The organism is Kocuria oceani, from assembly GCF_029524215.1.
GTDB classification, from domain to species: Bacteria; Actinomycetota; Actinomycetes; order Actinomycetales; family Micrococcaceae; genus Kocuria; species Kocuria oceani.
In genome coordinates, this window is the sequence record NZ_JARAMH010000004.1 from 129,123 (window position 1) to 154,485 (window position 25,363).

Sequence of the window (25,363 nt, forward strand, 5' to 3'; positions counted from 1 at the left end):
CATGACCGCCGAGCGCCCCGAGGCCCCCGACATCTCCCCGGTCCCGCCCGAGACCAAGGACTGGACCGTGGTGATCGACCAGGGATGTGGCGAGTGCGGCTTCGACCCGCACCTGGAAGTCTCCGCCACCGGCGAACTGGTGCGGGACACGGTCGAGCGGTGGGTCGCCGTCCTCGAGCGCCCCCGGATCACCGAGCGGCCGCGTCCGGGCACCTGGTCCCCGCTCGAGTACGCGTGCCACGTCCGGGACCTCTGCCGGGTCTTCCGCGAGCGCCTGCGGCTCATGCTCGACGAGGAGCACCCGGTCTTCCCCGACTGGGACCAGGACGCCGTCGCGGTCCAGGAGCGCTACAACGAGCAGGACCCGTACGAGGCCTCCGGGGAGATCGCCCAGGAGCTGCGCGCCACGGCGGACGCCTTCGACGCGGTGGCGGGGGAGCAGTGGGCCCGGACCGGCCGCCGCGGGGACGGCACGGAGTTCACCGTGGCACGCCTCGCGGTGTACTTCCGGCACGACGTCGAGCACCACCTGCGCGCCGACGTCCGCGGCTGACCGCCCCGGCCGGGCGCCGGGCTCAGCCCAGGCGCACGGTCCCGTCGTCCTCGATCCGCCATCCGGGGTTGTGCGCGATCTCCCACACCACGCCGTTCGGGTCCGACACGTGCGCGTGGAAGACGCCCCCGAAGGGCCCCTGGCGCGGGCTCGTCAGCACGGTCCCGCCGGCGGCCGTCATCGCCGCGACGGCCGCGCGCACCTCGTCCTCGCCGTCCACGTTGTGCGAGAGCGTCACGCCCTGTGCGGACGGCGTGCCCGTGCGGCCGAGGTCCTGCGCGAAGGACGCGGCGTCGAAAAGGCCCAGCACCGTGCCGGGGGCCGTCTGGAAGAAGAGGATCTCCCCCGGGACGTCGAGCAGCGGCTCCCAGCCGAGACCGTGCACGTAGAACCGCCGCGCGGCGTCGAGGTCCGGGGTGGCCAGGGTTACGAAGTGCACGCGCGGGTCCACGGGAGTCTCCTCGGGGTCCGGGGCGCAGTCCGGGGCGGGCTCCGCCTCACCCGCCCAGCGTAGCCCGCAGCCGTCGCGCCGCGTCGGTCCCTAGGGCGGCCCCGCAGGTGGACCTCAGGCGGTCCGGGCCCCGGCGGACCTCGACGTCGCCGATCGCTCCGAGGGCCCGGGAGGAGACGGGGCGGTGTCGCCGCGGTGCCGTGCCGGGACCGGGACGGGCTACCCTCGGAAGCAGCACGGGCGGGCCCGGCCCGCCCGTGCCGGGCGACGGACGGACGGGAGGCCGGATGGCACAGCACCAGGACGAGGTGGAGCCCGCGGAGTCGCCGTACTACGACCGCGTCGTCACGGTGCCCAACGTGGTCTCGGTGGTCCGCTTCGCACTCATCGTCCCGGCCGTGCTGGCCGTGCTGGACATCGACGAGCGACCGGTCCTGGCGCTGGTCCTGGTCGCCGTATTCTCCCTGACCGACTGGGTCGACGGCACCCTGGCCCGGGCGCTGCGGCAGCGCAGCCGGGTCGGAGAGGTGATGGACCCCCTCGCGGACCGGCTGGGGACCGTGGCGATCGCGGTGGCCGCCGGCGTCGTCGGGCTCTTTCCCTGGTGGGTGCTGGTGGTCATCGCGGTGGTGGACGTCGTGGTGGGCATCGCCACGCTGGCGCGCGGATCCCTCGGCGCGCTGCGGGTCACCACGGCCGGGAAGGCCAAGACCGCCCTGCTCATGGTCGGGACCGTGCTCGTGCTGGCGGGACCGGCGTGGTCCAGCCCCGAGGTCACCGACGTGGGCCGGGTGCTGGTCCAGATCGCCGCGGTCCTGCACGCCCTGGCGGGGATCCAGTACTTCCGCCAGGCCCTCCGGGGCTAGGCCTCCGCGGGCGGCAGGGCCAGGTAGGCGTGGCGGGCGGCGCCGATGATGCCGGCCGCGTCCCGCAGCTCGGCCGGCACCACGCGCGCGTCCAGGCGCAGCAGCGGGAGGAACAGCTCGTGCTGGGCGGAGATGGCGCCGCCGACGATGATCAGGTCGGGCGAGAAGAGGAACTCGAGGTGGGCCAGGTACTCCTGGAGACGCTCGGCGTAGACGGGCCAGTCCAGTCCCTCGCGCTCGCGGGCCAGGGCGGAGGCGCGCACCTCGGCGTCCACGCCCCGCAGCTCCAGGTGGCCCAGCTCCAGGTTGGGCACCAGCTTCCCGTCCACGATCAGTGCGGAGCCGATCCCGGTGCCCAGGGTGATGAGCAGGACCGTGCCGGCGCTCCCGCGGCCGGCGCCGTAGCGGACCTCGGCGAGCCCCGCGGCGTCGGCGTCGTTGATGACCTGCACGGTGCGGCCCAGGGCTCCCGTGAGGAAGCGGCGGACGTCGAGCCCGATCCAGGCGTCGTCGATGTTCGCGGCCGAGCACGCCACCCCCTGGCGGAGGATCGTGGGCAGCGCCACCCCCACGCTGGCCTCGGGATCCGGTGCGCTCGCCGTCCCGGACAGCTCCGCCACGACGAGCTCGAGCTGCGCGGCGACGGCCTCCGGGGTGGCGGGCCCCGGAGTGGGGCGCTGGAGCACCGGGGTGGTCAGCGAGCCGTCGGCCATGTCCACGGCGGAGTACTTGATCCGGGTGCCGCCGACGTCCACGCCGATGTGGTGGCGGTGCAGGGTCGACCAGCCGGTCGAAGCGGGCCTGAGGGCGGAACGGGGCGAGGAACGGGCCATCCGACATCCTAGGGTCGAGGTGGGAGCACACGGCGGCGACGGACCGTGCCGAGCGGTTCGACGCGCTCCGCCGGGGGCGGGCCGCCGACGTGGCGGCACCCGGCCCATTCTGCCACTGCCTCCGCACGGCACCCGGGCGACCCCGTCCCGGTCGCGGGCCGCCGGGTCCAGGACTCCGGGCTCCGCAGCCTCGGCATTCGCCGCCCCTGGATCGGCAGTCCCGGGATCCGCAGACCCGGGATTTTCGGCCTGGGGGCTCTCAGGAAAGGGGTCCGGGGCCCGGCCTCCGGCCGGTCCCGGGTGACCCGGCGTCGCCTCGTGAGCTCTCGAGCTCCCAGGAGAAGGGCGCCCGGGCGGCGGCCGTGCCGCCGGCCAGCTCGTTGACCGCGCAGGTGATCAGGTCCCGGTGTCCGGGCGGCAGCTCCAGGCACTCGTGCAGATACGCCTCGATCTCCAGGGCCCCGACCTCACCGCCGAGCTCGAAGTACTGCCACCACACCTGGTCCGTGGTCAGGCCGGCCTGCTCGGCGGCCCGGTGGGCCAGGCGCGCCTGCACGGCTGCGGCGGTGTCGTCGTGCATGGAACCCCCTTGGCGTGGTCGTCTCGGAGACGGCCCCGGGCCGGGCGCCACGCTGCGCAGCGGCCCGGGCCGTCTCGGCGGCGGTGCATCGGCACCGCCGCGATCCATCGTCACCGGCGTTCCACGGGGTCGCCACCATCCTCCCGGCAGCGGTGCGTTTTCCGGACCGGGGGTGCTCTCCTGGGATCACGCGCACCACTTGCAGCACGGGGAGCGCCCGGACCCGCGGACACGGGGAGGCCGTCACCGGAACCCCGCGGTGACAGCCGGCCCGGGGCGGGCGCCGTCCCGGGCCGTGCGTCCGGGCCCGGCAACGGCCCCGCAACAGGGGGAGCGGGGCGGCCCCCCAGCCTGCCCCGCTCCCTGCTGCTCCCCTCCGCGGACCGGGTCTTGACGACGCCACGGACCTTCCGGATCCGGGGCGCCCCACCGGTCGACGCTGTGGGAGCCGGGGGATGGTCCTGTACCGACCACAGAATCCCCTCGTGAGAAGCAAGGATGCTCGCTTCCCGGTCACTCGGCAAGAGCCTCGATGTGAGCTGGTTCACATGCAGACACAAAGGGTTGTCATTGCAAATAGCTGCCCCTCAGGCGGTGCTCAGTGCCCGCCGCCGTTGAGCATCCCGCCCAGGCGCACGCGCATCCGGCGGCTGGCCTGGTTCAGGCCCACGACCCGGACCTGCTTGCCGTAGTGGGCGTACTTGTCGGTCACCGAGTCCAGGGCCGCGACGGTGGACGCGTCCCACAGGTGGGAGTCCGACAGATCGATGACCACGTGCCCGGGGTCCCCCGCGTAGTCGAACATCGTGTACAGGTCGTTGGAGGACGCGAAGAACAGCTCCCCGTGCACCGTGTAGACGGCCGTCTCCCGGCCGCTGCGCTGCTCGAGCTCCCGGTCCACGCTCACGAAGTGGGCGACCCGGCGGGCGAAGGCGACCATGGCGACGAGCACCCCCACGACCACGCCCAGGGCGAGATTGTGGGTCCACACGGTCACGACCACGGTCGAGACCATCACGAGGGTCTCCGGCAGCGGCATCCGGGACAGGGTCGCCGGGCGGACGGAGTGCCAGTCGAAGGTGGCCCACGACACGAAGATCATGATCGCCACCAGTGCGGCCATCGGGATCACCGCGACGACCTGACCGAGGGTGACGACGAGGATCAGCAGGAACACCCCGGCGAGGAACGTGGAGATCCGGGTGCGGGCGCCGGAGGCCTTGACGTTGATCATGGTCTGGCCGATCATCGCGCAGCCGCCCATCCCGCCGAAGAGGCCCGAGACCACGTTGGCCACGCCCTGGGCCCAGGACTCGCGGGTCTTGGGCGAGGGCGTGTCGGTGATGTCGTCGACGAGCTTGGCCGTCATCAGCGACTCCAGCAGCCCCACCACGGCCATGGTCAGCGCGTACGGGGCGATGATCCGCAGGGTCTCGAGGTTCAGCGGGACGTCGGGGAAGAACAGCGAGGGCAGGGACTCGGGGAGCGCGCCCTTGTCGCCCACCGTGGGGACCTCGGTGCCGAAGGAGACGACGAGGACGGTGATCACCACGATGGCCACCAGCGGCGCCGGCACCGCCCGGGTGATCCGGGGGAAGAGGAACACGATCGCCAGGCCGAGCAGCGTGAGGGGATACACCGCCCAGGGCACGCCGATCAGCTCCGGGATCTGCGAGCTGAAGATCAGGATGGCCAGGGCGTTGACGAAGCCGACCATGACCGAGCGGGGGATGAAGCGCATGAGCCGCGCCGCGCCGATCAGGGCCAGGACCACCTGGAAGAGGCCGGCCAGGATCACGGCGGCGATGAAGTGGTCGATGCCGTGGGAGGCCATCAGCGGGGCGATGACCAGGGCCACCGCGCCGGTGGCGGCGGAGATCATCGCCGGGCGGCCGCCGAGGACCGCGGTGGTGACGGCCATGGTGAAGGAGGCGAACAGGCCCACCCGCGGATCGACCCCGGCGATGATCGAGAACGCGATCGCCTCCGGGATCAGGGCCAGGGCGACCACGAGTCCGGCCAGGACCTCGGTCTTGAGGTGGCGGGGGGAGCGGAGGGTGCGACGGACGGACTGGCGCTGCTCGGGGGTCAGCGCCGGGGCGGGGTCGGCGGTCGTCGTGGCCATGGGAAGGCTCCGTTCGTGAGGGCAGGAGGGCGGTTCGTGAGGGCGGCAGAGCGGAAGGGCGCGGGGGCGGAGCGGGCGAGGGCGCGCGGGTCCCCGGGTGGCGTGCGGCCACGGGGAGGGGGGTGCGCAGCGGCGGCAGCCGGGCACGGCGCGGTCCGGCGCCCGTCGCCCGTGTCCGCGCCCGTGCCCGTGCCCGTGCCCGTGCCCGTGCCCGTGCAACCCTAACCTAGCGTAAGGGTAGGGTGAGCCCCGGGCCGCCCGACGTGACCGATCGCATATCCGGTGGGGGGCGGAGCGGCCCGACGGCGGAGGCCGTCACCGGCCGAGGCGGTGCTCCAGCATGGTGATGAACTCGTCGGCCTGGGCCAGCTTGCGGGCCAGCTTGTCCCGCTCCGGCCGCGCGCGCTCCAGGTAGTCCGCGAGCCGTTCCGGGGAGGCCGGCTCGGCCCCGAGCAGCTCCAGGAGCTCGGCCATCTCCTCCAGGGTGAACCCCAGCGGCTTCATCTGCCGGACGACCAGCAGCCGCTCCACGTCCTGCTCGGTGTACACGCGGAAGCCGCCCTCCGTGCGGGAGGCCGGCAGCAGGCCCACGTCGTCGTAGTGACGGATCGTGCGCAGGGACAGGCCGGTGCGCTCGGCGAGCTCGCCGATCTGCATGGTGCCTCCGCGGACACGGTGCGGCATGGGGTGACCTCCAGGAAGTGCGGGACCCCCGAGTCTAGCAATCTGTCAGGGGTGCCCCGGAGTGCCGCCGCCGGGGCGGCCGGGGCGTCGCGGCGGCAGGGGGAACCGCTCGAGGTCCTGGGCCGCCAGCACGGTGGCGGCCCCGGCGCGCCGGCGTGCCTGCTCCACGAGCGGGGCGACGTCGGGATAGCGCGACGAGAAGTGGGTGAGGACCAGCGTCCCTGCGCCCCCGGCGGCCGCAAGCGACCCGGCCTGCCCGGCGGTGAGGTGGAGGTAGCGCGCGGCGAGAGCGGCGTCGTCGTCGGCGAACGTGGACTCGGCCAGGAGCAGGTCGGCGCGCTCGGCGAGCTCCTCCGCGCCCGGGCACGGCGCCGTGTCCATGACCACGGCGACGCGCCGGCCGGGCCGGGGGACGCTCACGTCCTCGAGGTCCACGCCGCGCAGCCGGCCCTCGCGCTGCAGCCGGCCGACGTCCGGGCCGGCGATCCCGGCCGCCGCGAGCCGCTCCGGGACCATCGTGCGGCCGTCCGGTTCGGTGAGCCGGTACCCGTAGGTCTCCACGCGGTGGTGCAGGGGGCGCACCTCCAGGTCCGCGGCCACGGCCCCCGGGCCTCCGTGGGGGTGCAGCCGCAGGTCGAGGCCGGGGGTCGCGAGGGAGACGAGGGCCCGGACCACCTCCTCGCCGGAGGCCGGGTAGTGCAGGTCCACGGGGTGCTCCACGCCGTCGAGGACCATGCGCGAGAGCACGCCGGGCAGTCCGTAGCAGTGGTCACCGTGGACGTGGGTGAGGCAGATCCTCGTCACCTGCGCGGCGGAGACGCCCGCGTGGGTCATCTGCCGCTGCGTCCCCTCCCCGGGGTCGAAGAGCAGGCCCGCCCCGTCCCAGCGCAGCAGATAGCCGTTGTGGTTGCGGGTGCGGGTGGGCACCTGGGAGGCGGTGCCGAGGACGACGAGCTCACGCATGGCACCGAGTGTGCCACCGTGCGGCGGGTGCGGGGCGGTCCCGGGGGCGGCGTCGGCCGCCCCCGGGACCGTCGCCCGGGGATCACTGGGGGACGAGCTCGCTCCAGGAGGCGGTGCGGGAGCTGCTCGCCGGGACCGGGCCCGGCTGCGCGGTCTCGGGCAGGAGCACCACGAGCGTCCCGAAGGTCCGGGCGGGCCAGGCGGAGACGGTCCGTGCCGGGATCCTCGCCGGAGCGGCGCCGGAGCGCTGGATCCGCACGGCGTAGGCCAGGATGAGGAGGCCGACCAGGGCCAGGCCCACACCCACCCAGGCCGGGGCGCGGTAGCCCCATCCGGCGGAGATCACGGCCCCGCCGAGGAAGGCGCCCATGGCGTTGGCCAGGTTGAAGGCCGCGTGGTTCATGGCGGCGGTGAGGGAGGGGGCGTCCTTGGCCTCGCGCAGCAGGCGCATCTGCAGGGACGTGGTGAACACGGAGCCCATGACGCCGATCCACAGCACGCCGAGCACGGCCGCGACGGCCGAGTGGGCGAAGAGGCCGAAGAACACGAGCGCCACGGCCGAGACGGCGCCGGCGCCCAGGACGGTCTTCTCGATCGAGCGGTCCACCAGCGGGCCCACCAGGAGCGAGCCCAGGGTCATGCCCACGCCGAACACGGCCAGCACCCACGGCACCGCCGAGATGCTCAGGCCGGTGAGCTCGGTGAGGGTGGGGGAGATGAAGGTGTAGACCGCGAACATGCCGCCGAAGCCCACGGTCCCCGCGATGAGTGTCAGCGTGACCTGGGGGCGGCCCAGCGCGCGGATCTCCTGGGCGACGGAGACGCCGCCGCCCTGCCGGGTCCTGGGCACGAACACGGCCAGGGCCGCGACGGTCAGCAGGCCGATCAGCACCACGAGGCCGTAGCCGGAGCGCCAGCCCAGGGCCCCGCCGAGGGCGGCCGCCAGGGGGACCCCCGCGATGTTGGCCACCGTCAGGCCCAGGGCGACGCGGGCCACCGCGGTGCCCCGCCGCTCGCGCGGCACGAGGGAGGAGGCCACCACCGCGGCCACCCCGAAGTAGGCCCCGTGGGGCAGGCCGGAGAGGAAGCGGGCGACGTAGAGCCAGTCGAGGGTGGGGGCCGCCGCCGAGAGGGCGTTGCCGACGGTGAAGGCCGCCATCAGCCCGAGGAGCAGCGTCTTGCGCTCCACCCGGGAGGTCAGAGTGGTGATCAGCGGCGCGCCGACCACCACGCCCAGGGCGTAGAGCGAGATGGAGTGGGCCAGGGCGGGGATCGAGGCGCCGAAGTCCTCGGCGATGAAGGGCAGCAGGCCCATCGAGGCGAACTCGGTGGTGCCCACGCCGAAGCCTCCGAGGGCGAGGGCGAGGATGGCGAAGCGGGTGCCGGTGGGTCCAGGGGCGTTGATGACCTGGAGCACCGCAGTGCGAGGTGCGGACATGGCGGGTCCTTCCGGGTGGAACAGGAACAGGGAGGAAGGCGCGTCGTCGAGCCGGACTGGATGAAGCACCGACACTACGGAGGAAGTCGGCGGCGCCCAAGGGTTTCGGCGTGTGATCTTGGACAAATCGACGGGGGTGTGATAGGCATCGCGCACGTCGGTGAGCGCCACCACGGGACGTCCTGCGGCGGACCGGACCGCCTGGCGGGAATTCGTGCTGGCCCCTCCAGGTTGAGTGAAGTAGACTCAGGTTAGCTGAACTGCCCGACCGCACTCCGAGGCGAGAGGCGCCCGGGTCGGTTCGTTCCGATCGTGCACAAGGAGCCGCTGTGGAGACCAAGTTCACCACCAAGTCGCAGGAGGCACTCGCCGCCGCCTCCACCAACGCCTCGACCGCGGGCAATCCGCAGGTCGAGCCCGCCCACATCCTCAAGGCCCTGATGGACCAGCGCGAGGGCGTGGCCGTCGCCGTCCTGAAGGCCACCGGCGCCGACGTCGACGCCGTGTCCGCGCAGGCCAGCGCCGCCATCAAGGCCCTGCCCTCGGCGTCCGGGGCCTCGACCGCCCAAGCCCAGTTCAACCGCGGCGCGCTGCAGGTCATCCAGGCCGCGGAGCAGTTCGCCACGTCCCTGGGGGACGAGTACATCTCCACGGAGCACCTCCTGTACGGCCTCGCCCAGCAGGAGGGAAGGGTCGGTGAGATCCTGCGCACCGCCGGCGCCGGCCCCGATCAGCTCAAGACCACCATTCCGTCCGTGAGAGGAGACCGCCGGGTGACCACCCCCGACCCCGAGGGCACCTTCCAGGCGCTCGAGAAGTTCGGCACCGACCTGACCGCCATGGCCCGCGAGGGCAAGCTCGACCCCGTGATCGGGCGGGACTCCGAGATCCGCCGCGTGGTCCAGGTCCTGTCCCGCCGCACCAAGAACAATCCCGTGCTCATCGGCGAGCCCGGCGTCGGCAAGACCGCCGTGGTCGAAGGCCTCGCCCAGCGCATGGTCGCCGGTGACGTCCCCGAGTCCCTGCGGGACAAGACGCTGATCTCCCTGGACCTCGGGTCCATGGTCGCCGGCGCGAAGTACCGCGGCGAGTTCGAGGAGCGGCTCAAGGCCGTCCTGGAGGAGATCAAGCAGTCCGAGGGGCGGGTCGTCACCTTCATCGACGAGCTGCACACCGTCGTCGGCGCGGGCGCCGCCGAGGGCTCGATGGACGCGGGCAACATGCTCAAGCCCATGCTCGCCCGCGGCGAGCTGCGCCTGATCGGGGCGACCACCCTGGACGAGTACCGGGAGAACATCGAGAAGGACGCCGCCCTGGAGCGCCGCTTCCAGCAGGTCTACGTCGGGGAGCCCTCCGTGGAGGACACCGTGGCCATCCTGCGCGGGCTCAAGGAGCGCTACGAGGCCCACCACAAGGTCCAGATCGCGGACTCCGCCCTCGTCGCGGCCGCGACGCTGTCCAACCGGTACATCCCCGGCCGCCAGCTGCCGGACAAGGCCATCGACCTGGTCGACGAGGCCGCGTCCCGGCTGCGCATGGAGATCGACTCCGCCCCGGAGGAGATCGACCAGCTGCGCCGCGCCGTCGACCGGCTGACCATGGAGGAGCTCGCCCTGGAGCGGGAGACCGACCCGGCGTCGGTCGAGCGGCTGGCCGCGCTGCGCCAGGAGCTGGCCGACAGGCGGGCCGAGCTGGACGCCCTCAACGCCCGCTGGGAGGCCGAGAAGGCCGGCCTGAACCGCGTGGGCGACCTCAAGGAGCGGATCGACAACCTGCGCTCGCAGGCCGAGATGGCCCAGCGCCAGGGCGACCTCGCCGAGGCCTCCCGGCTGCTCTACGGGGAGATCCCCGCCCTGCAGAAGGAGCTCGACGTCGCCCAGGAGCAGGAGGACACCTCCGCCCCGCACGACACCATGGTCTCCGAGGAGGTCACGGCCGACGACGTGGCCGAGGTGATCTCGGCCTGGACCGGCATCCCCGCCGGGCGCATGCTGCAGGGCGAGACCGAGAAGCTCATGCACATGGAGGAGCTGCTCGGCAAGCGGCTCATCGGCCAGCACCGCGCCGTGCAGGCGGTCGCGGACGCCGTGCGCCGCTCGCGCGCGGGCATCTCCGACCCGAACCGGCCGATCGGCTCCTTCCTGTTCCTGGGCCCCACCGGCGTGGGCAAGACCGAGCTGGCGAAGTCGCTGGCGGAGTTCCAGTTCGACGACGAGCGCGCCCTGGTGCGGATCGACATGTCCGAGTACGGCGAGAAGCACACCGTCTCCCGGCTGGTCGGGGCCCCTCCGGGCTACGTCGGCTACGAGGAGGGCGGCCAGCTGACCGAGTCGGTGCGGCGCCGGCCGTACTCGGTGGTCCTGCTCGACGAGATCGAGAAGGCCCACCCGGACGTCTTCGACATCCTCCTGCAGGTGCTCGACGACGGGCGGCTCACCGACGGCCAGGGGCGGACCGTGGACTTCCGCAACGTCATCCTGATCCTCACCTCGAACCTGGGCAGCCAGTTCCTGGTGGACCAGACGATCGACCAGGACGCCAAGCGGGAGGCGGTGATGAGCGTGGTCAACGCCTCGTTCAAGCCCGAGTTCCTCAACCGGCTCGACGACGTCATCCTGTTCGACCCGCTGTCCACGGCCGACCTGTCGAGGATCGTGGACATCCAGGTCGCCCAGCTGGCCGACCGGCTGGGCCAGCGGCGCCTGAGCCTGGAGGTCACCCCGGCGGCGACCGAGTGGCTGGGCATCACCGGCTACGACCCCGCCTACGGCGCCCGGCCCCTGCGCCGGCTGGTGCAGCGCGAGATCGGGGACAAGCTCGCCAAGGCGATCCTCTCCGGGACGGTCGTGGACGGCGACACCGTGCGGGTGGACGTCAACGCGGACGTCGTGGCGGACGGGCTGACCGTGAGCGCGGTGCGCGAGCAGGCCCACGCCGCGGGCTGAGCCCGAGGGGCGGCCGTTCCGGCCACGGGCCGGGACCGGGGGGAGACCCGGTCCCGGCCCGCCCCGCGCGGTCCCGGAGCGGGCGCCGCCCCCCTCCCGTGAGGTTCCCGACAGTCCACCGTGCGCGAGCCGGGGCGGGCGCAACGGACCGGCAAACCATGTACCCTGGTCTCACGAACCATTCATACGACATTTCCGGGGCCGTACTCTGTGCCTGAGTGCCGCCGTCCGGACCAAGAGACAGAGGGGGTCACGCCATGGGGCGCGGCCGTCAAAAGGCGAAGGCGACACGGCAGGCGCGGGAGATGAAGTACTTCAGCCCGCAGACCGACCTCACGGCACTCCAGCGGGAGCTGCGCGGCAGCGAGCGGATGCCGCCGCTGCGGGAGCCGGTCGAGGAGAAGGTCGAAGAGGACGAGGACGACTACTCGGCCTACGTCGACAAGTACGCCGACGACTACGACGAGGACTACCGCCGGTAAGTGCCGGGAGCTCCGCTCGTCTCAACCGAATGACGCAACAGGTGCCCGTCCAGGACGAGCACCTTCTTTGCGTTCCCGGGACGTCCCGGACCACCCCGGGAGAATTCCCCGGGACCACGATCCGAGCGGCAGGGCCGCCCGAGCACCCGCCCGGGCGGCCCTGCCGCGTGCTGCGGGGACCGCTCAGCCGGCGTAGGCGCTGACCATGCGCACCGCGCCGCCGTCCACGCCCTTGGCGCCCTGCACCCAGTCGGGCCCGCCGTGCTCGGCTGCCGGGTCGATCTCGGCCACGGTGCCCATGACCCACGAGCTCAGCCCGCGGGCGGTGAGGTGGGCGACGGCGTCCTCGGCCACGGCCGGGTCGACGATCGCGACCATCCCCACACCGAGGTTGAGGGTCCGCTCGAGATCGGGCAGCGGGACGTTGCCGAGCTGGCCGATCAGCTGGAAGACGGCGGGCAGCTCCCAGGTGGAGCGGTCGACGGTCGCCTCCAGGCCCGCGGGCAGCACCCGGGCGAGGTTCGCGGCGAGCCCGCCGCCGGTGACGTGGCTGAAGCCGCGCACGCCGTGGCCGGTGGTGCGGTCCGGGCCGTTGACGGGGAAGGCAGCCGCGAGGTCCAGGACGTCGGCGGCGTACACGCGGGTGGGCTCGAGCAGCTCCTCGCCCAGGGTCCGGCCGAGCTCGGTGACCTGCCGGTCCAGGGACCAGCCGGCCACGTTGATGACCTTGCGCACCAGCGAGTAACCGTTGGAGTGCAGCCCGGAGGAGGCCATGCCGATGACCACGTCCCCGGCGCGCACCCGGTCCGGGCCCAGCAGCTCGTCGGCCTCCACGACCCCGGTGGCCGCCCCCGCCACGTCGTACTCGTCCGGGCGCAGCAGGCCCGGGTGCTCGGCGGTCTCCCCGCCCACCAGCGCGGTGCCCGCCTGCTCGCAGGCGGCGGCGATGCCGCGCACGATGTCGGCGATCCGCTCGGGCACCACCCGGCCCGTGGCGATGTAGTCGGTCATGAACAGCGGCTTGGCGCCCACCACCACGATGTCGTCGACGACCATGCCCACCAGGTCGAAGCCGATGGTGTCGTGCACGTCGAGGGTCTGGGCGATCGCGACCTTCGTGCCGACGCCGTCGGTGGAGGTCGCCAGGTAGGGCTTGCGGTAGCCCGTGAGCTCCGAGACGTCGAACAGGCCCGCGAATCCCCCGACCCCGCCGATCACGTTCGGGGTGTGCGTAGCACGGACCGCGCTCTTCATGAGCTCGACGGCGCGGTCGCCGGCCTCGACGTCCACGCCCGCGCTGGCGTAGGTGACGGTGCGGTTCGTGGAGGAGGGGTGCTGGGCCATGGTCAGGCGTCCTTCGCGGTCTCGGGCTGGGTGGCGGGCTGGGCGGCAGAGGGGGTCCCGGGCCCGGCCGGCACCCGGTCCTCGGGCAGCAGCAGGTCCTCGAGGTCGGAGTCCGGCCCCGGGTCGCAGCCCGTGGACCCGTCCTGCACCCCCGGGTCCTGATCGGAGATGCGCGTGCGCCCGGCCGTCCGCCGGGACAGGCCGTCGTCGGAGGAGGGCCGGGTGTCGATGGAGACGGCGGAGGCGTGCTCGGGCCGCCGGGCCACGGACGGCCCGCCCGGCTCCCGCCGGGGCGAGGAGTCCACCGGTGTGCGGGCCTCGAAGACGTTCTTGCCCAGCTTGTCCGCGTCCGGCAGGCGGGTCGGGTACGTCCCGGAGAAGCAGGCCGTGCACAGCTCGGCACGGTCCTGCCGGGTGGCCGAGACCATGCCGTCCTCGGAGATGTAGCCGAGGGAGTCCGCGCCCAGGGACGCCCGGATCTCCTCGACCCCCAGTCCGTTGGCGATCAGCTCCGCGCGCGAGGCGAAGTCGATGCCGTAGAAGCACGGCCACTTGATGGGCGGGGAGGAGATCCGCACGTGGATCTCCGCGGCCCCGGCCTCGCGCAGCATCCGGATGAGCGCGCGCTGGGTGTTGCCGCGCACGATCGAGTCGTCGATGACGACCAGGCGCTTGCCCGCGACCACCGACTTCAGCGGGTTGAGCTTGAGCCGGATCCCCAGCTGCCGGATGGTGTCCGAGGGCTGGATGAAGGTCCGGCCCACGTAGGCGTTCTTGACCAGGCCGTTGCCGAACGGGATCCCGGACTCCTCGGCGTAGCCGATGGCGGCGGGGGTCCCGGACTCGGGGGTCGGCATGACCAGATCGGCCTCGACCCGGTGCTCCCGGGCCAGCCGGCGGCCCATCTCCACGCGGGACTCGTACACGGAGCGGCCGTTGATGGTGGTGTCCGGGCGGGCCAGGTACACGTACTCGAACACGCACGCCGCGCGGCGGGTCTCGGCGAAGCGCTGCGAGCGCAGGCCGTGCTCGTCGACGGCCACGAACTCGCCGGGCTCGATCTCCCGGACCAGCGAGGCGCCCACGATGTCCAGGGCGGCGGTCTCCGAGGCGACCACCCAGCCCCGGTCCAGCCGGCCGAGGACCAGCGGGCGGATGCCCTGCGGGTCGCGGGCCGCGTAGAGGGTGTGCTCGTCCATGAACGCCAGGCAGAAGGAGCCCACGAGCTGGGGGAGCAGCTGCATCGCGGCGTCCTCGAGGGAGCCGTGCGGGTGCTCGGCCAGCAGCGCGGTCACCAGAGCGGTGTCCGTGGTGTTGCCCTGCGCCATCTCGCCGCGCGAGGGGAAGCCGGACTTGTCGATGAGCTTGTCGTAGAGCTCTGCCGAGTTGGTGAGGTTGCCGTTGTGCGCCAGCGCCACGGTCCCGTGCGGGGTCGCACCCAGGGTGGGCTGCGCGTTGGCCCAGTGGGAGCCGCCCGTGGTGGAGTACCGGCAGTGGCCCACGGCCAGGTGCCCGGTGAGGGTGTTGAGGGTGGTCTCGTCGAAGACCTGGGAGACCAGGCCCATGTCCTTGTAGACGGCGATGCGCTGCCCGTCGCTGGCGGCGATGCCGGCCGACTCCTGGCCGCGGTGCTGCAGGGCGTAGAGGCCGTAGTAGGCCAGCTTCGCGACCTCCTCGCCGGGGGCCCACACGCCGAACACGCCGCACGCGTCCTGGGGGCCCTTCTCTCCGGGGAGCAGGTCGTGGCTGAGTTGTCCGTCAGGGTGAACCACGTCGATCAGCTTCTCTCACGCTCGGGGGTCGGTGGGCCGCGGGTCCTCGGCCTCCGGGTCCGCAGCTTCCGGGGCCGCCTGCTGCGGGGCCGCGGGGTCGTCCTCGCCCACGACCTCGGTCGTCACGGCCCGCGCGCGGGCCACCGAGAGGCGGTCCAGCACGAGGGCCACGACCGCGCCGGCGGCCAGGCCGACCACGGCGAAGACCGAGACCATGAACATGACCACGGCGCCCTGGGTGAACTGGGCGCTCGCCCCTCCGGCCAGGCCGACGAGCACGCCCACGACGATGCCGGCGACACCGCCGAGCACCACGAACGCCCAGATGTTGGGTGCGCGGCGCAGCGTCATCTGCTGGTTGCCGGCCGCGGCGAGCGGCACGGCCGTCTGCCGGCGGCGCCGGCGCGGCCACTTCCGCGCGGGCGGGCGCGACGAGGGAGACGGTGCGGAGGTCATGCCCTCAAGGCTACCGGGGAAAGAGGGGGAGGGCGTCCGCCAGATCGGTCCGTGTGCCCGAGGCCACAACCGTTCCCGCGGCCACGGCCTCGGACCAGGTCAGGGAGCCCGTGACCAGGCCCAGCCAGGTCCCGGCGTCGGTCTCGACGACGTTGGGCGGGGTGCCGCGGGTGTGCCGGGGTCCGGCCACGCACTGGGTCACGCCGAAGGGCGGCACGCGCACCTCCACGCTGTTGCCGGGGCGGCGCTCGGCCAGCTCCTCGAGGCTGTAGCGCACGGCCGTGGCCACGGTGGGCCGGGCGGCGGCGGTCGGGTCCGCGCGCCAGGCGTCCAGGGCGAGGACCCCGTCCGCGGGCTCGATGCGCCGGCGGGCCACGGCGCTACTCCTGCCCGAGCGCCCGGGCCAGGTCCGGGCCCAGGAGCTCCAGGAGCGGGTCGGCCGCCCGGATCCGGCCCACCGGGCGGGCGGCGCCCATGATCGGGCGCACCACCCGGCCGATCACCGCGGCGGCGGCCGGGACGGGCACGGCCCCGGCGTGGGCCAGCAGGCTCAGCCCGATGAGCGCGTTGGCGCGGGAGCTGCCGTCGAGCACCTTGAGGGCCACCGACCAGCCGGCCCGGGTGCCGATCGCCAGCACGCCCTCGGCTCCCAGCTTGGCCACGACGTCGAGCTCCTCCATGACCACGGTGTTGTACCGACCGGGCCCGTGCACGAACTCGGGGTAGTCGAGCATGCACTGGGCCACCGTGGCGGCCCGGGCGTCGGCGTCGAGGTTGCCCGCGGCGCGGCCGAGGGTCGAGTAGGCGCGGGCGAGGCCGGTGAGCGAGATCGCCGCCAGGGGCGCGCCGCAACCGTCCACGCCGACGTGGGCGACCGGCTCGCCGGAGAACTCCTCGACGGTCTCGAGCACGGTCCGCTGCAGCGGGTGCTCCGGGTCCAGGTAGCTGTCCGTGGGCCAGTCGTTCTCCGTGCACGCCCACAGGAACGCGGCGTGCTTGCCGGAGCAGTTCATGCAGATCCGGCTCTTCCCCCGCCCGGCCCGCAGGAGCTCGGCACGGACCTCCTCGTCCTCGGGCCAGTCCGGCGGGCACTGCAGCGCCTCCTCGGTCAGCCCGGAGGCCTCGAGGATGGAGCTGACGGCGCCCAGCTGCTCGAAGGAGCCGATGTGGGAGGCCGAGGCGATGGCCACCTGGGCGCCGCGCAGCGGGACCCCGGCCTTCATCGAGGCGATCGTCTGGAACGGCTTGAGCGTGGAGCGGGGGAAGATCGGAGTGCCGATGTCGCCCAGCTCCACGGCCACGTTCCCGTCCGGGTCCAGGACCGCGGCGGAGCCGCGGTGGCGGGACTCGACGAAGCCGCTGCGCTCGATCACCGCGAGGTCCACGGCACGGTCCGAGGTGAAGGTCTGCATCCGCCCAGTATGTCAGCCGGGACGGGCGCGCCCGGGCCGCCCCCGGGAGGGCCCCGGCGCGCCGGGCTCAGTTGTCGGTGCCGGCCTCGGCGTCGGTGTCCGCCCCGGTGCCCGCGCCGCCGGCGTCGCCGCCCGCGCCGCCCTCGGGCGAGGTGCCCTCGGCGCCCGTGTCGGTGGTGGCGTCGTCGCCCATGCCGGTCTGCCCGGCCGTGGGCTCGGTGCCCGCCCCGGTCTCCTCGGCGGTGGGGTCGGCGCCCATCTCGGACTCCGCCATCGAGTTCTCGGGCACGGACTCGCCCGGTGCCTCCGGCTCGGTGTTGTCGCAGCCGGCCAGGAAGAGACCGAGGGCCGCGGCGGCGGATGCTGCTGTGAGTCGTCTCTGCGTGCTCATGCCTCCACGGTAGAACTGTGACCTGGCTCACCAGGGAAGATGTCCGAGGAAGTCGTCGACATGCGGAAACCGTGACACGAACATCAGGCCACTTATCTATACTGGAGGGTTGGCTTGCGTCGACGGCGACGATGTGTCAGAAGCCGCTGCCGACCACTAGCCTGAGGGCGTGAAGGTTCTGGTACTGGGCCCCGGAGGCCGCGAACACGCAATCATCCGCGCACTGCTGGCAGATCCCGAGGTCGCGCAGGTGCACTGCGCACCGGGCAACGCCGGCATCGCGCAGCTCGTCCCGGTCCACGCCGTGGACGCGAACGACCCCGCGGCGGCCACGGCCCTCGCCCGCGAGCTCTCCGCCGACCTCGTGGTGGTCGGCCCCGAGGCGCCCCTGGTCGCCGGTGTGGCCGACGCCCTGCGCGCGGCGGGCTTCCCCGTCTTCGGCCCCTCGCAGGCCGCGGCGCGCCTCGAGGGCTCGAAAGCCTTCGCCAAGGAGGTCATGGCCGCGGCCGGCGTGCCCACCGCGATGGCCCGGGTGGCCACCACCGAGGAGGAGGCCGCCGACGCCCTCGACACCTTCGGCGCCCCCTACGTCGTCAAGGACGACGGGCTCGCCGCCGGCAAGGGCGTGGTCGTCACCTCCGACCGCGCGGCGGCCCTCGAGCACGCCGCCGCCTGCTTCGCGGCGGGAGGGTCCGTGGTGGTCGAGGAGTTCCTCGACGGGCCCGAGGTCTCCCTGTTCGTGCTCACCGACGGCTCCCGGGTGATCCCGCTCAGCCCGGCCCAGGACTTCAAGCGGATCCGCGACGACGACGAGGGCCCCAACACCGGCGGGATGGGCGCCTACACGCCGCTGCCGTGGCTGCCGGAGGGCTTCGTGGACGAGGTCGTGGAGCGGGTGGCGCGCCCCACGGTCGACGAGATGCGCCGCCGTGGCACGCCCTTCGTGGGCGTGCTGTACTGCGGGCTGGCCATGACCAGCCGCGGGCTGCGCGTGATCGAGTTCAACGCCCGCTTCGGCGATCCGGAGACCCAGGCCGTGCTGGCCCGGCTCACCACCCCGCTCGGCCGGCTGCTGCTCGACGCCGCGGCCGGCCGGCTCGACGAGGCCGAGCGGCTGCGCTGGCGCCCGGAGCCGGCCGTCGCGGTCGTCGTCGCCGCGCAGGACTACCCGGACACCCCCCGCACGGGCGACCCGATCGGCGGCCTGGAGCAGGCCGAGGCGCTGGAGGGCGTCCACGTGGTCCACGCCGGCACCGCGGTGGCCGCCGAGGGCCCGCACGCCGGGCGGATCGTCTCCGCCGGCGGGCGCGTGCTCGCCGTCGTCGCCCTCGGCGCGGACCTGGAGGCCGCCCGCGAGCGCGCCTACCGCGGGGTGGGGCTGGTCGAGCTGGAGGGCTCCCAGCACCGCACCGACATCGCCCTGAAGGCCGCCCGGGGGCTGATCACGGTCCCCGGCGTTCCCGACCCCCGTCCCCGGCAGGAGCAGGCATGAGCGAGCAGAGCACCGTCACCACCCCACCGCAGATCCCCGGGTGGACCCACCTCTACTCGGGCAAGGTCCGGGAGCTGTACGTCCCCGAGGAGTCGCGGCTGCGGGCCACGGGGGTGGCCATCCACGACAACGCCGAGTACCGGGCCGGCTCCGTCCTGGTGGTGGCCACCGACCGGATCAGCGCGTTCGACGAGGTCGTCCCCACACTGATCCCGGACAAGGGCAAGATCCTCACGCAGCTGTCCCTGTGGTGGTTCGAGCAGCTCGAGGGGGTGCCCAACCACGTGCTCACCACCGATGTCCCCGAGCCCGTGCGGGGGCGCGCGGTGGTCTGCAAGAACCTCTCGATGTTCCCGGTCGAGTGCATCGCCCGCGGCTACCTGACCGGCTCGGGGCTCAAGGACTACCGGGAGACCGGGGAGGTCTGCGGGATCCGGCTGCCCGAGGGTCTCGTGGACGGCTCCCGGCTGACCGAGCCGATCTTCACCCCGACCGGTAAGGCGGAGGTGGGCGAGCACGACCTGCCCGTCACGTTCCAGGAGATGGCCGACGTGGTGGGCCGTGCCGTGGCCGACCGGCTGCGCGAGCTCACCCTGACCATCTACGGCGCCGCCGAGAAGATCGCCCGGGAGCGCGGGATCATCGTGGCGGACACCAAGGTCGAGTTCGGCCTGGACTCCTACCGCGGCGCCATCACCCTGGGCGACGAGGTGCTCACCCCCGACTCCTCCCGCTTCTGGGACGCGGAGACCTACGCGCCGGGGCAGGCGCAGCCGTCCTTCGACAAGCAGTACGTGCGGGACTGGCTGCGCTCGGACGAGTCCGGGTGGACGGGGGCGGGCCCGGTGCCGCAGCTGCCGGACGACGTCGTGGAGAAGACCCGGGCGCGCTACGTCGAGGCGTTCGAGCGGCTCACCGGCCGGTCCTTCGACCCGGAGGGCGGCTTCTTCGAGGTGGCCGGGCCGCCGGAGTACTGAGCCGGCTCAACCGCCCAGGGCTCAGCCACCCAGGGCTCAGCCACCCAGGGCTCAGGCGCCCGGGGTCTCCGGGGTCCACAGCGCGCGGGCCATGTCCACGCGCACGAGATGCCGGTCGTCCTCGAGCAGGGGTGTGCCCTCCTCCCGGTACCGTTCACGGGCCTCGGTCTGGAGGTGGTCCGCCAGGGTGCCCTGCACGGTCACCACCCGCCACCACGGCAGCTGCGCTCCGGTGGGGTTGCGCGCCATGAGCGTGCCGATCACGCGCGGGGAGCGGCACTCGGCCAGCTCCGCCACGTCCTTGTAGGACAGCACCCGCCCCGGGGGAATGGCGGCGACGACCTCGGCCACCCGCTGCGCCAGCCGGTGCGGGGCGGGGGCGGACCCGGTCACCGGGCCTCCGGCACAGGGGCACCGTGGATCACCGCGACACCGTCCGTCACAGGGCCTCCCGGCCGTCCACGGGCAGGCAGACGTCGAGCACCCACTGCCCGCCTTCGGGGCCGCTCTCGGCGTGACCGCCGAGCAGTGAGACGCGCTCGGCGATCCCGCGCAGGCCCAGCCCCGAGGACAGCTCGGAGGGCCGGTCTGTCGTGTGCGGGGACGAGCGGGGGAGCGGGTTGGTGACCCGCAGCTTCAGCTCGTGGTCGTCGGCCGCCACGGAGATCACGCAGAAAGACCCCCGCGGGGCGTACTTGATGATGTTGGTGATGGCCTCCTGCAGGATGCGGGCCGCCGTGCCGCGCACGGTCGTGGGCGTGGCCTCGAGGTCCCCGGAGAGCTGCACCTGGGGGTCGAAGCGCAGGTCCCGTAGGCTCGCCGCCAGGGAGGCGACCACCTGGTCCAGGCTGCCGATGGCCAGGCCCGCGCCCGTCACATCGCGCGGGTGGTCGCCGTCGTTCTCGTCCCGCAGCAGCCGCAGCAGCACCCGCAGCTCGTGCAGGGCCGAGCGTGCCGCGCCCTCCACGGTCTCCAGGACCTGGTGCAGCTCCCCGACGTCCTCGGAGCGGCGCCGGCTCATGGTCTGCATCGTGATGAGCGTGAGCTCGTGGGCCACCACGTCGTGCAGGTCCCGGGCCAGGGCCTGCCGCTCGTCCTCCCGGAGCCGTTCGTTGAGGATCTCGAGGTCCCGCACCTGTTGCTCACTGCGTTGACGCTGCAAGCGGAAGTGGCGGATGCCGGCGCCGATGAGGGCGGCTGCGAGAACGGGGATGAAAAGGGTCCAGAAGACTTCGCCGCTGACGCCGCCTTCGCGCAAGAACGCAGCCATGCATATCCAGACGAAATAGACCAGTAGATGGGCGGCGATGAAGCGGTACGTCGCGTTGGCGACTACGGCTGCCGTCACCACGGCTGCCGCCATGAAGACTGCACCGAAATTGTCGATCAGGACGGATGTGATCAAGCAACCGACCGACACGACGCTGGCCCACGTGGCGCGCCAGGCGGCGAGACCGATGACGGCGTAGGCCAGAACGCCGTCCAATGCCCGCAGAATCTCGCTCGGGACCGAGCCCGTGAAGCCGGTGACCAGGTGTCCCATGTCGTCCAGAAGGGACACGAACGCATATAGAACGAGCACCGCCGACAGCCACCAAGCCATGGGCTCGGCGTGGAAGAAATCGCTCTTCCGGGCTGTGCGCGGTGCTCGTTCTAAGGATGCAGTTACATTAGCCACAAGGACAGTGATACCGCATCAGCAGATGGCGGGGAACCAGCTGCACACCACGTAGCGCGGTGCGGCGTTGGCGGGGGCCACGGGGGCGACGACGAGGGTCGTGGCGACGAGGGTAGCGGCGAGGGCGCTGGTGATCTTCTTCTTCATGGGGGGCTCCTTGGATCACGAGAGCAGCACCGGATCGGGGGGGATGCGGCCGGGATGGGGGGAGAGATGTCCCGGCTGCGAGGGGGGTGTGCTGCTCTGGTAACAACAACTTTGCCAACGTTAACAGGAGCGGTCCATCTACCTTTGTCCAGAGTGTTTGTGACTTAAGTCGAAGATGACGCTTTGCACTTTGGGGGACAGGGAAAAATAGACTGTGCAGGTGACTGATACCAGAGTTCTCGTCGTGGACGACCAGCCGCTGATGCTGGAGGCCCTGAAGTCCTTCTTCTCCGCCGAACCGGGGTTCGACGTCATCGGGACGGCGTCCAACGGGCGTGAGGCCGTCGACCGCTGTCTGGTGTCCGATCCGGACGTGGTGCTCATGGACATGAAGATGCCCGTGATGGACGGCATCGAGGCCACCCGGGAGATCACCTACCGCAGCCCCCGCTCCAAGGTGCTGGCCCTCACCACGTTCTCCACCTTGGAATTCGTGGTGCCGGCCCTGCGTGCGGGCGCCGCCGGCTATCTGGTCAAGGACGCCCGCCCGGACGAGATCATCACGGCGGTGCACCAGGTCCTCGACAACGAGATCGCACTTTCCCCGGCCATCGCCCGGGCCCTGGCGGACAACGTGATCTCCGTCCCGGACCAGCAGCAGGCGCGCTCGGCGGACGACACCCTGCGCTCCCTGCTCACGGACCGGGAGATGGAGACCGTGACCCTGCTGGCCCAGGGGCTCAGCAACCGGGAGATCGCCGAGCAGATGCACGTCTCCGAGGGCAGCGTGAAAGCCTACCTCGGCCGGGTGTGCGAGAAGTTCGGCGTGCGCGACCGTGTGCAGGCGCTCATCAAGGCGTACCAGAGCGGTCTCGTGGATCCCCAGCTGCGCGACCTCTGAGCCGCTGCTCGGAGCTCAGGTCGGGCCGTAAGTCCAGCCGCAATGTAGACGAAAGTGCATTCATCTGCATGTGCAAACACGGCAGAATCGTCAGTGCGAGCAGAGAAAAGAAGTCGGTGGACGAGCGAGAGACGTCCCCACGGTGCCCGGCCCGTCCCCCCATGAGGCCCTGCACCCGACCGGACGGTCCACCGACCTGCTCACGGTAGGGGGCCGCCCCGGGATAGTCCCCCCTGGACCGGGATGCGGCCGCGCAAGGCTTGGATCACCTTGCATCCCCAGCGGCCGATGGCCCCCTACCGTGCAACATCGCTGATGAGCGCAACGGCCCCACCGGTTCCGGTGGGGCCGTTCTCGTGCCCCCGTCCGGGGAGGTGGTCAGTCCCGTCCGCGCTCGCCGGCGCGGCTGTGGCCGAAGAACCAGGTGATGTGCTCCCGCAGCGCGGCGGCGGCGTCCTGACCCCGCCGCTCCTGGAAGGCCTGCAGGATCTCGTGGTGCTGCCGCTGGAGCGTGCGGCGCACCTGCGGCCAGTCCTCGAGTCCCGCCACCGTCTCCTGGACGTAGCCGATCGTGGCCTGGCGCAGCGAGGACATGACGGTCTCCACCACCACGTTGCCCGCCAGCGAGGAGAGCAGGACGTGGTACGCGGCGTCGTGGGCGTGGAACCGCTCGTCGGGCAGATGCGGGTCGTCCATGGCCGCCACCAGCTCGGCCGCGTGCTCGAGCGCCGCCGCCCGCTCCTGGGTCTCCGGGGCGGCGGCCGCATCCAGCGCCGACTGCGTCTCGAGCAGCAGCCGGGTCTGCACCAGGTCCCGCACCGGCAGTGACCGGGTGGCCACGTGCAGGCGCAGGGCCCAGCCCAGGGCGGCCGAGGGCTCCGAGATGACCACCGCGCCGGCGGCCGGGCCGGAGCCGGTCGAGGACCGCACGAGGCCCATGGCGTCGAGGATGCGGATCGCCTCCCGCACCGAGGCGCGCGAGATGCCGAACTCCTCGGCGAGCTGGCGCTCCCCGGGCAGCTTGTCGCCCACCGAGATCTCCCCGGAGCGCAGGCGTTCCTCGAGCCAGTCGAGGACGACGGTGTACATGCGCGAGGCCGTGGGCACGGGCTGCTCCTGACGTTGGACGGGATGCGCCCCAGTCTAGGGAACGGGCGAGGCCCCGCCGGATCCGGGATCCGGCGGGGCCTCGTGGGCGCTCAGGAGGTGGGGACCATCCAGGCCAGCACGTTGGACTGCAGGAACACCAGGGTGCACAGCAGGAGTAGCAGGCCCAGCGACCACCAGATGACGGAGCGGAAGATCGCGGACTCCTTGCCCTCCATGCCCACGGCGGTCGCGGCGATGGCGAGGGACTGCGGGGAGATCATCTTGCCCACCACGCCGCCGGAGGTGTTCGCGGCGGTCATCAGGTGCGGGTCCAGCCCCGTGCCCTCGGCGGCGGTCTTCTGCAGGTTGGAGAACAGTGCGTTGGCGGAGGTGTCCGAGCCGGTGACGGCGGTGCCGAGCCAGCCGAGCACGGGGGAGAAGAAGGCGAAGGCCGCGCCGATGCCGGCCACCCAGGTGCCGATGGAGATGGTCTGCCCGGAGGTGTTCATCACGTAGGCCAGTGAGAGCACGCTCATGATGGTCAGGGCGGAGAAGCGCATCTTCCAGAACGAGCGGCCGATCTCGGCCACCGCGTCGCCGACCGACAGCCGGAAGCGGCCGCCGGCGGTGAACACCGAGTAGACGACGGCCACGAGCAGACCGGTGAGCAGCAGCAGCGTGCCGGGGCTGGAGAGCCACTGCAGCTTGTAGACCGTGCTGCTGAGCGGCTCGCCCTCGGCGTCGAGCAGGCGCCCGTCCAGGCCGGGCCAGGGGATCGACACGTCGGTGCCGGCCAGTGCGGCCGGCACGTCCGCGCCGAGGGTCCACAGCTTGGCGACCCCGAACACGGCCACCACCAGGACGTAGGGCAGCACGGCCATCCACACGCGGGCCGGGGTCAGGCCCTCGGGCGCCGGGGGCTTGTCCACGCCGAGGCGGGCCCGGACGCCGTCGGCGCCCTTCGGCCGCCAGACGCGCAGGAGGAGCACGGCCGCGGCCAGGCCCACGAGGGACGCGACCACGTCGGTGAGCTCGTAGGAGAAGTACGTGGCGGTCCACCACTGGGCGACGGCGAAGGAGACACCGATCACGAGGGCGGCGAGCCAGGCCTCCCGGAGCCCGCGGACTCCGTCGATGATGAACAGCAGGATGAAGGGGACGAGCACCGCGAAGAACGGCGCCTGATGGCCGACGACCGCGCCGATCCGGGCGGGGTCCAGTCCGGTGAGCACACCGGCCGTGGTGATCGGGATGGCGATCGCGCCGAAGGCCACGGGGGCGGTGTTGGCGATCAGTACCACGGTGGCCGTCTTCAGCGGTTTGAGTCCCAGCGCCAGGATCATCGTGGCCGTGATGGCCACGGGGGCGCCGAAGCCGGCGAGGGCCTCCAGCAGGCCGCCGAAGCAGAAGGCGATGAGCACCGCCTGGATGCGCAGGTCCCCGCCGCCGATGGTGTCGAAGATCGTCCGCAGGTCCTCGAAGCGCCCGCTGAGCACCGTCACCTGGTAGAACCACAGCGCCATGACCACGATCCACACGATCGGGAACAGGCCGTAGACCGCCCCCTGCGTCGCCGAGAGCAGGGCCAGTCCCAGGGGCATCCCGAAGGCCAGGACGGCGACGACGATCGCCGCCAGCAGGGCCGTGGCCCCCGAGACGTGGGCTCGCGCCTTCACGCCCAGGAGCATGACGAAGAAGGTGAGCAGCGGGACGGTGCCGACGAGGGCGGAGAGCGCAACGCTCCCGCCGACGGCATCGGTCATCGAGGTGAAGGTGGTCACGCG

The 25,363-nt window shown here is 72.7% G+C and carries 25 protein-coding genes; 7 read left to right on the forward strand and 18 right to left on the reverse strand.

The features are described 5' to 3' along the window. Nucleotide 1 precedes the first annotated feature (1 nt). Nucleotides 2-553: a DinB family protein gene (locus PU704_RS05935; protein ID WP_277550625.1), complete on the forward strand. Its 552-nt coding sequence runs from the start codon at nucleotides 2-4 to the stop codon at nucleotides 551-553. 22 nt (nucleotides 554-575) lie between these two features. Here the strand turns inward: PU704_RS05935 and PU704_RS05940 are convergent, their stop codons facing one another. Then, the gene (locus tag PU704_RS05940) at nucleotides 576-992 is read right to left on the reverse strand and encodes a VOC family protein (RefSeq protein ID WP_277550626.1); all 417 of its coding nucleotides are present in this window, start codon (nucleotides 990-992) and stop codon (nucleotides 576-578) included. Between the two features lie 299 nt (nucleotides 993-1,291). Here PU704_RS05940 and PU704_RS05945 point away from each other — a divergent pair, with 299 nt between their 5' ends. Next, complete coding sequence (locus PU704_RS05945; RefSeq protein ID WP_277550627.1) at nucleotides 1,292-1,870, forward strand: CDP-alcohol phosphatidyltransferase family protein; 579 nt, start codon at nucleotides 1,292-1,294, stop codon at nucleotides 1,868-1,870. Here PU704_RS05945 and ppgK read toward each other — a convergent pair. From ppgK to PU704_RS05975, 6 genes are all read right to left on the reverse strand, one after another. Continuing rightward, nucleotides 1,867-2,703, reverse strand: a complete 837-nt coding sequence (gene ppgK / locus PU704_RS05950; protein WP_277550628.1) for a polyphosphate--glucose phosphotransferase — start codon at nucleotides 2,701-2,703, stop codon at nucleotides 1,867-1,869. The two genes, PU704_RS05945 and ppgK, sit on opposite strands and share 4 nt — an antisense overlap. Before the next feature lie 259 nt (nucleotides 2,704-2,962). Beyond that, nucleotides 2,963-3,283: a hypothetical protein gene (locus PU704_RS05955; protein WP_277550629.1), complete on the reverse strand. Its 321-nt coding sequence runs from the start codon at nucleotides 3,281-3,283 to the stop codon at nucleotides 2,963-2,965. 598 nt (nucleotides 3,284-3,881) lie between these two features. Further along, nucleotides 3,882-5,408, reverse strand: a complete 1,527-nt coding sequence (locus PU704_RS05960) for a SulP family inorganic anion transporter (RefSeq protein ID WP_277550630.1) — start codon at nucleotides 5,406-5,408, stop codon at nucleotides 3,882-3,884. A 315-nt stretch (nucleotides 5,409-5,723) separates the two neighbouring features. Further along, the gene (locus PU704_RS05965) at nucleotides 5,724-6,092 is read right to left on the reverse strand and encodes a MerR family transcriptional regulator (RefSeq protein WP_277550631.1); all 369 of its coding nucleotides are present in this window, start codon (nucleotides 6,090-6,092) and stop codon (nucleotides 5,724-5,726) included. Nucleotides 6,093-6,137: 45 nt separating this feature from the next. Next, nucleotides 6,138-7,055 carry a ribonuclease Z gene (locus PU704_RS05970; RefSeq protein ID WP_277550632.1) on the reverse strand — a complete coding sequence of 306 codons (918 nt, stop codon included), beginning with the start codon at nucleotides 7,053-7,055 and terminating at the stop codon, nucleotides 6,138-6,140. An 82-nt stretch (nucleotides 7,056-7,137) separates the two neighbouring features. Further along, the gene (locus tag PU704_RS05975) at nucleotides 7,138-8,493 is read right to left on the reverse strand and encodes an MFS transporter (protein WP_277550633.1); all 1,356 of its coding nucleotides are present in this window, start codon (nucleotides 8,491-8,493) and stop codon (nucleotides 7,138-7,140) included. A 329-nt stretch (nucleotides 8,494-8,822) separates the two neighbouring features. On the opposite strand from PU704_RS05975, the gene clpB reads away from it, so the two are divergent. Beyond that, nucleotides 8,823-11,438: an ATP-dependent chaperone ClpB gene (gene clpB / locus PU704_RS05980; protein ID WP_277550634.1), complete on the forward strand. Its 2,616-nt coding sequence runs from the start codon at nucleotides 8,823-8,825 to the stop codon at nucleotides 11,436-11,438. A 257-nt stretch (nucleotides 11,439-11,695) separates the two neighbouring features. Then, entirely contained in the window at nucleotides 11,696-11,920 is a 225-nt protein-coding gene (locus PU704_RS05985; RefSeq protein WP_047801959.1) for a DUF3073 domain-containing protein, read from the forward strand. Between the two features lie 183 nt (nucleotides 11,921-12,103). On the opposite strand, the gene purM is transcribed toward PU704_RS05985, so the two are convergent. The 6 genes from purM to PU704_RS06015 form a co-directional block, all read right to left on the reverse strand. After that, the gene (gene purM, locus PU704_RS05990) at nucleotides 12,104-13,264 is read right to left on the reverse strand and encodes a phosphoribosylformylglycinamidine cyclo-ligase (RefSeq protein WP_277550635.1); all 1,161 of its coding nucleotides are present in this window, start codon (nucleotides 13,262-13,264) and stop codon (nucleotides 12,104-12,106) included. 2 nt (nucleotides 13,265-13,266) lie between these two features. Then, nucleotides 13,267-15,036, reverse strand: a complete 1,770-nt coding sequence (gene purF / locus PU704_RS05995; protein ID WP_277550636.1) for an amidophosphoribosyltransferase — start codon at nucleotides 15,034-15,036, stop codon at nucleotides 13,267-13,269. 15 nt (nucleotides 15,037-15,051) lie between these two features. Then, nucleotides 15,052-15,492, reverse strand: coding sequence for a hypothetical protein (locus PU704_RS06000; protein ID WP_277550638.1), 441 nt, complete (start codon nucleotides 15,490-15,492; stop codon nucleotides 15,052-15,054). Between the two features lie 10 nt (nucleotides 15,493-15,502). Continuing rightward, on the reverse strand, nucleotides 15,503-15,868 hold the full coding sequence (locus tag PU704_RS06005; RefSeq protein ID WP_075872871.1) for a sterol carrier family protein: 366 nt from the start codon (nucleotides 15,866-15,868) through the stop codon (nucleotides 15,503-15,505). 4 nt (nucleotides 15,869-15,872) lie between these two features. Beyond that, nucleotides 15,873-16,904 carry an asparaginase gene (locus PU704_RS06010; protein WP_047801955.1) on the reverse strand — a complete coding sequence of 344 codons (1,032 nt, stop codon included), beginning with the start codon at nucleotides 16,902-16,904 and terminating at the stop codon, nucleotides 15,873-15,875. Nucleotides 16,905-16,971: 67 nt separating this feature from the next. Then, entirely contained in the window at nucleotides 16,972-17,295 is a 324-nt protein-coding gene (locus tag PU704_RS06015; protein ID WP_277550639.1) for a hypothetical protein, read from the reverse strand. 169 nt (nucleotides 17,296-17,464) lie between these two features. Between PU704_RS06015 and purD the strand changes: the two genes are divergently transcribed. Continuing rightward, nucleotides 17,465-18,787 carry a phosphoribosylamine--glycine ligase gene (gene purD, locus PU704_RS06020; protein ID WP_277550640.1) on the forward strand — a complete coding sequence of 441 codons (1,323 nt, stop codon included), beginning with the start codon at nucleotides 17,465-17,467 and terminating at the stop codon, nucleotides 18,785-18,787. Beyond that, on the forward strand, nucleotides 18,784-19,764 hold the full coding sequence (locus PU704_RS06025; protein ID WP_277550641.1) for a phosphoribosylaminoimidazolesuccinocarboxamide synthase: 981 nt from the start codon (nucleotides 18,784-18,786) through the stop codon (nucleotides 19,762-19,764). The genes purD and PU704_RS06025 overlap by 4 nt, the downstream gene beginning before the upstream one ends. A gap of 51 nt (nucleotides 19,765-19,815) precedes the next feature. On the opposite strand, the gene PU704_RS06030 is transcribed toward PU704_RS06025, so the two are convergent. From PU704_RS06030 to PU704_RS06040, 3 genes are all read right to left on the reverse strand, one after another. Beyond that, nucleotides 19,816-20,157 (reverse strand): MGMT family protein, encoded by a 342-nt coding sequence (locus PU704_RS06030; RefSeq protein WP_277550642.1) that lies wholly within the window; start codon nucleotides 20,155-20,157, stop codon nucleotides 19,816-19,818. A gap of 46 nt (nucleotides 20,158-20,203) precedes the next feature. Next, the gene (locus PU704_RS06035; RefSeq protein ID WP_277550643.1) at nucleotides 20,204-21,367 is read right to left on the reverse strand and encodes a sensor histidine kinase; all 1,164 of its coding nucleotides are present in this window, start codon (nucleotides 21,365-21,367) and stop codon (nucleotides 20,204-20,206) included. A gap of 93 nt (nucleotides 21,368-21,460) precedes the next feature. Further along, the gene (locus PU704_RS06040; protein WP_255396331.1) at nucleotides 21,461-21,589 is read right to left on the reverse strand and encodes a hypothetical protein; all 129 of its coding nucleotides are present in this window, start codon (nucleotides 21,587-21,589) and stop codon (nucleotides 21,461-21,463) included. 220 nt (nucleotides 21,590-21,809) lie between these two features. Between PU704_RS06040 and PU704_RS06045 the strand changes: the two genes are divergently transcribed. Continuing rightward, a complete protein-coding gene (locus PU704_RS06045) occupies nucleotides 21,810-22,490 on the forward strand; it encodes a response regulator transcription factor (RefSeq protein WP_277550644.1) in 681 nt (226 codons plus the stop codon). A 378-nt stretch (nucleotides 22,491-22,868) separates the two neighbouring features. Here the strand turns inward: PU704_RS06045 and PU704_RS06050 are convergent, their stop codons facing one another. Both PU704_RS06050 and PU704_RS06055 read right to left on the reverse strand, forming a co-directional pair. After that, nucleotides 22,869-23,579 (reverse strand): FadR/GntR family transcriptional regulator, encoded by a 711-nt coding sequence (locus tag PU704_RS06050; protein ID WP_277550792.1) that lies wholly within the window; start codon nucleotides 23,577-23,579, stop codon nucleotides 22,869-22,871. A gap of 110 nt (nucleotides 23,580-23,689) precedes the next feature. Next, nucleotides 23,690-25,342, reverse strand: coding sequence for an L-lactate permease (locus PU704_RS06055; RefSeq protein WP_380113004.1), 1,653 nt, complete (start codon nucleotides 25,340-25,342; stop codon nucleotides 23,690-23,692). Nucleotides 25,343-25,363 lie beyond the last annotated feature (21 nt).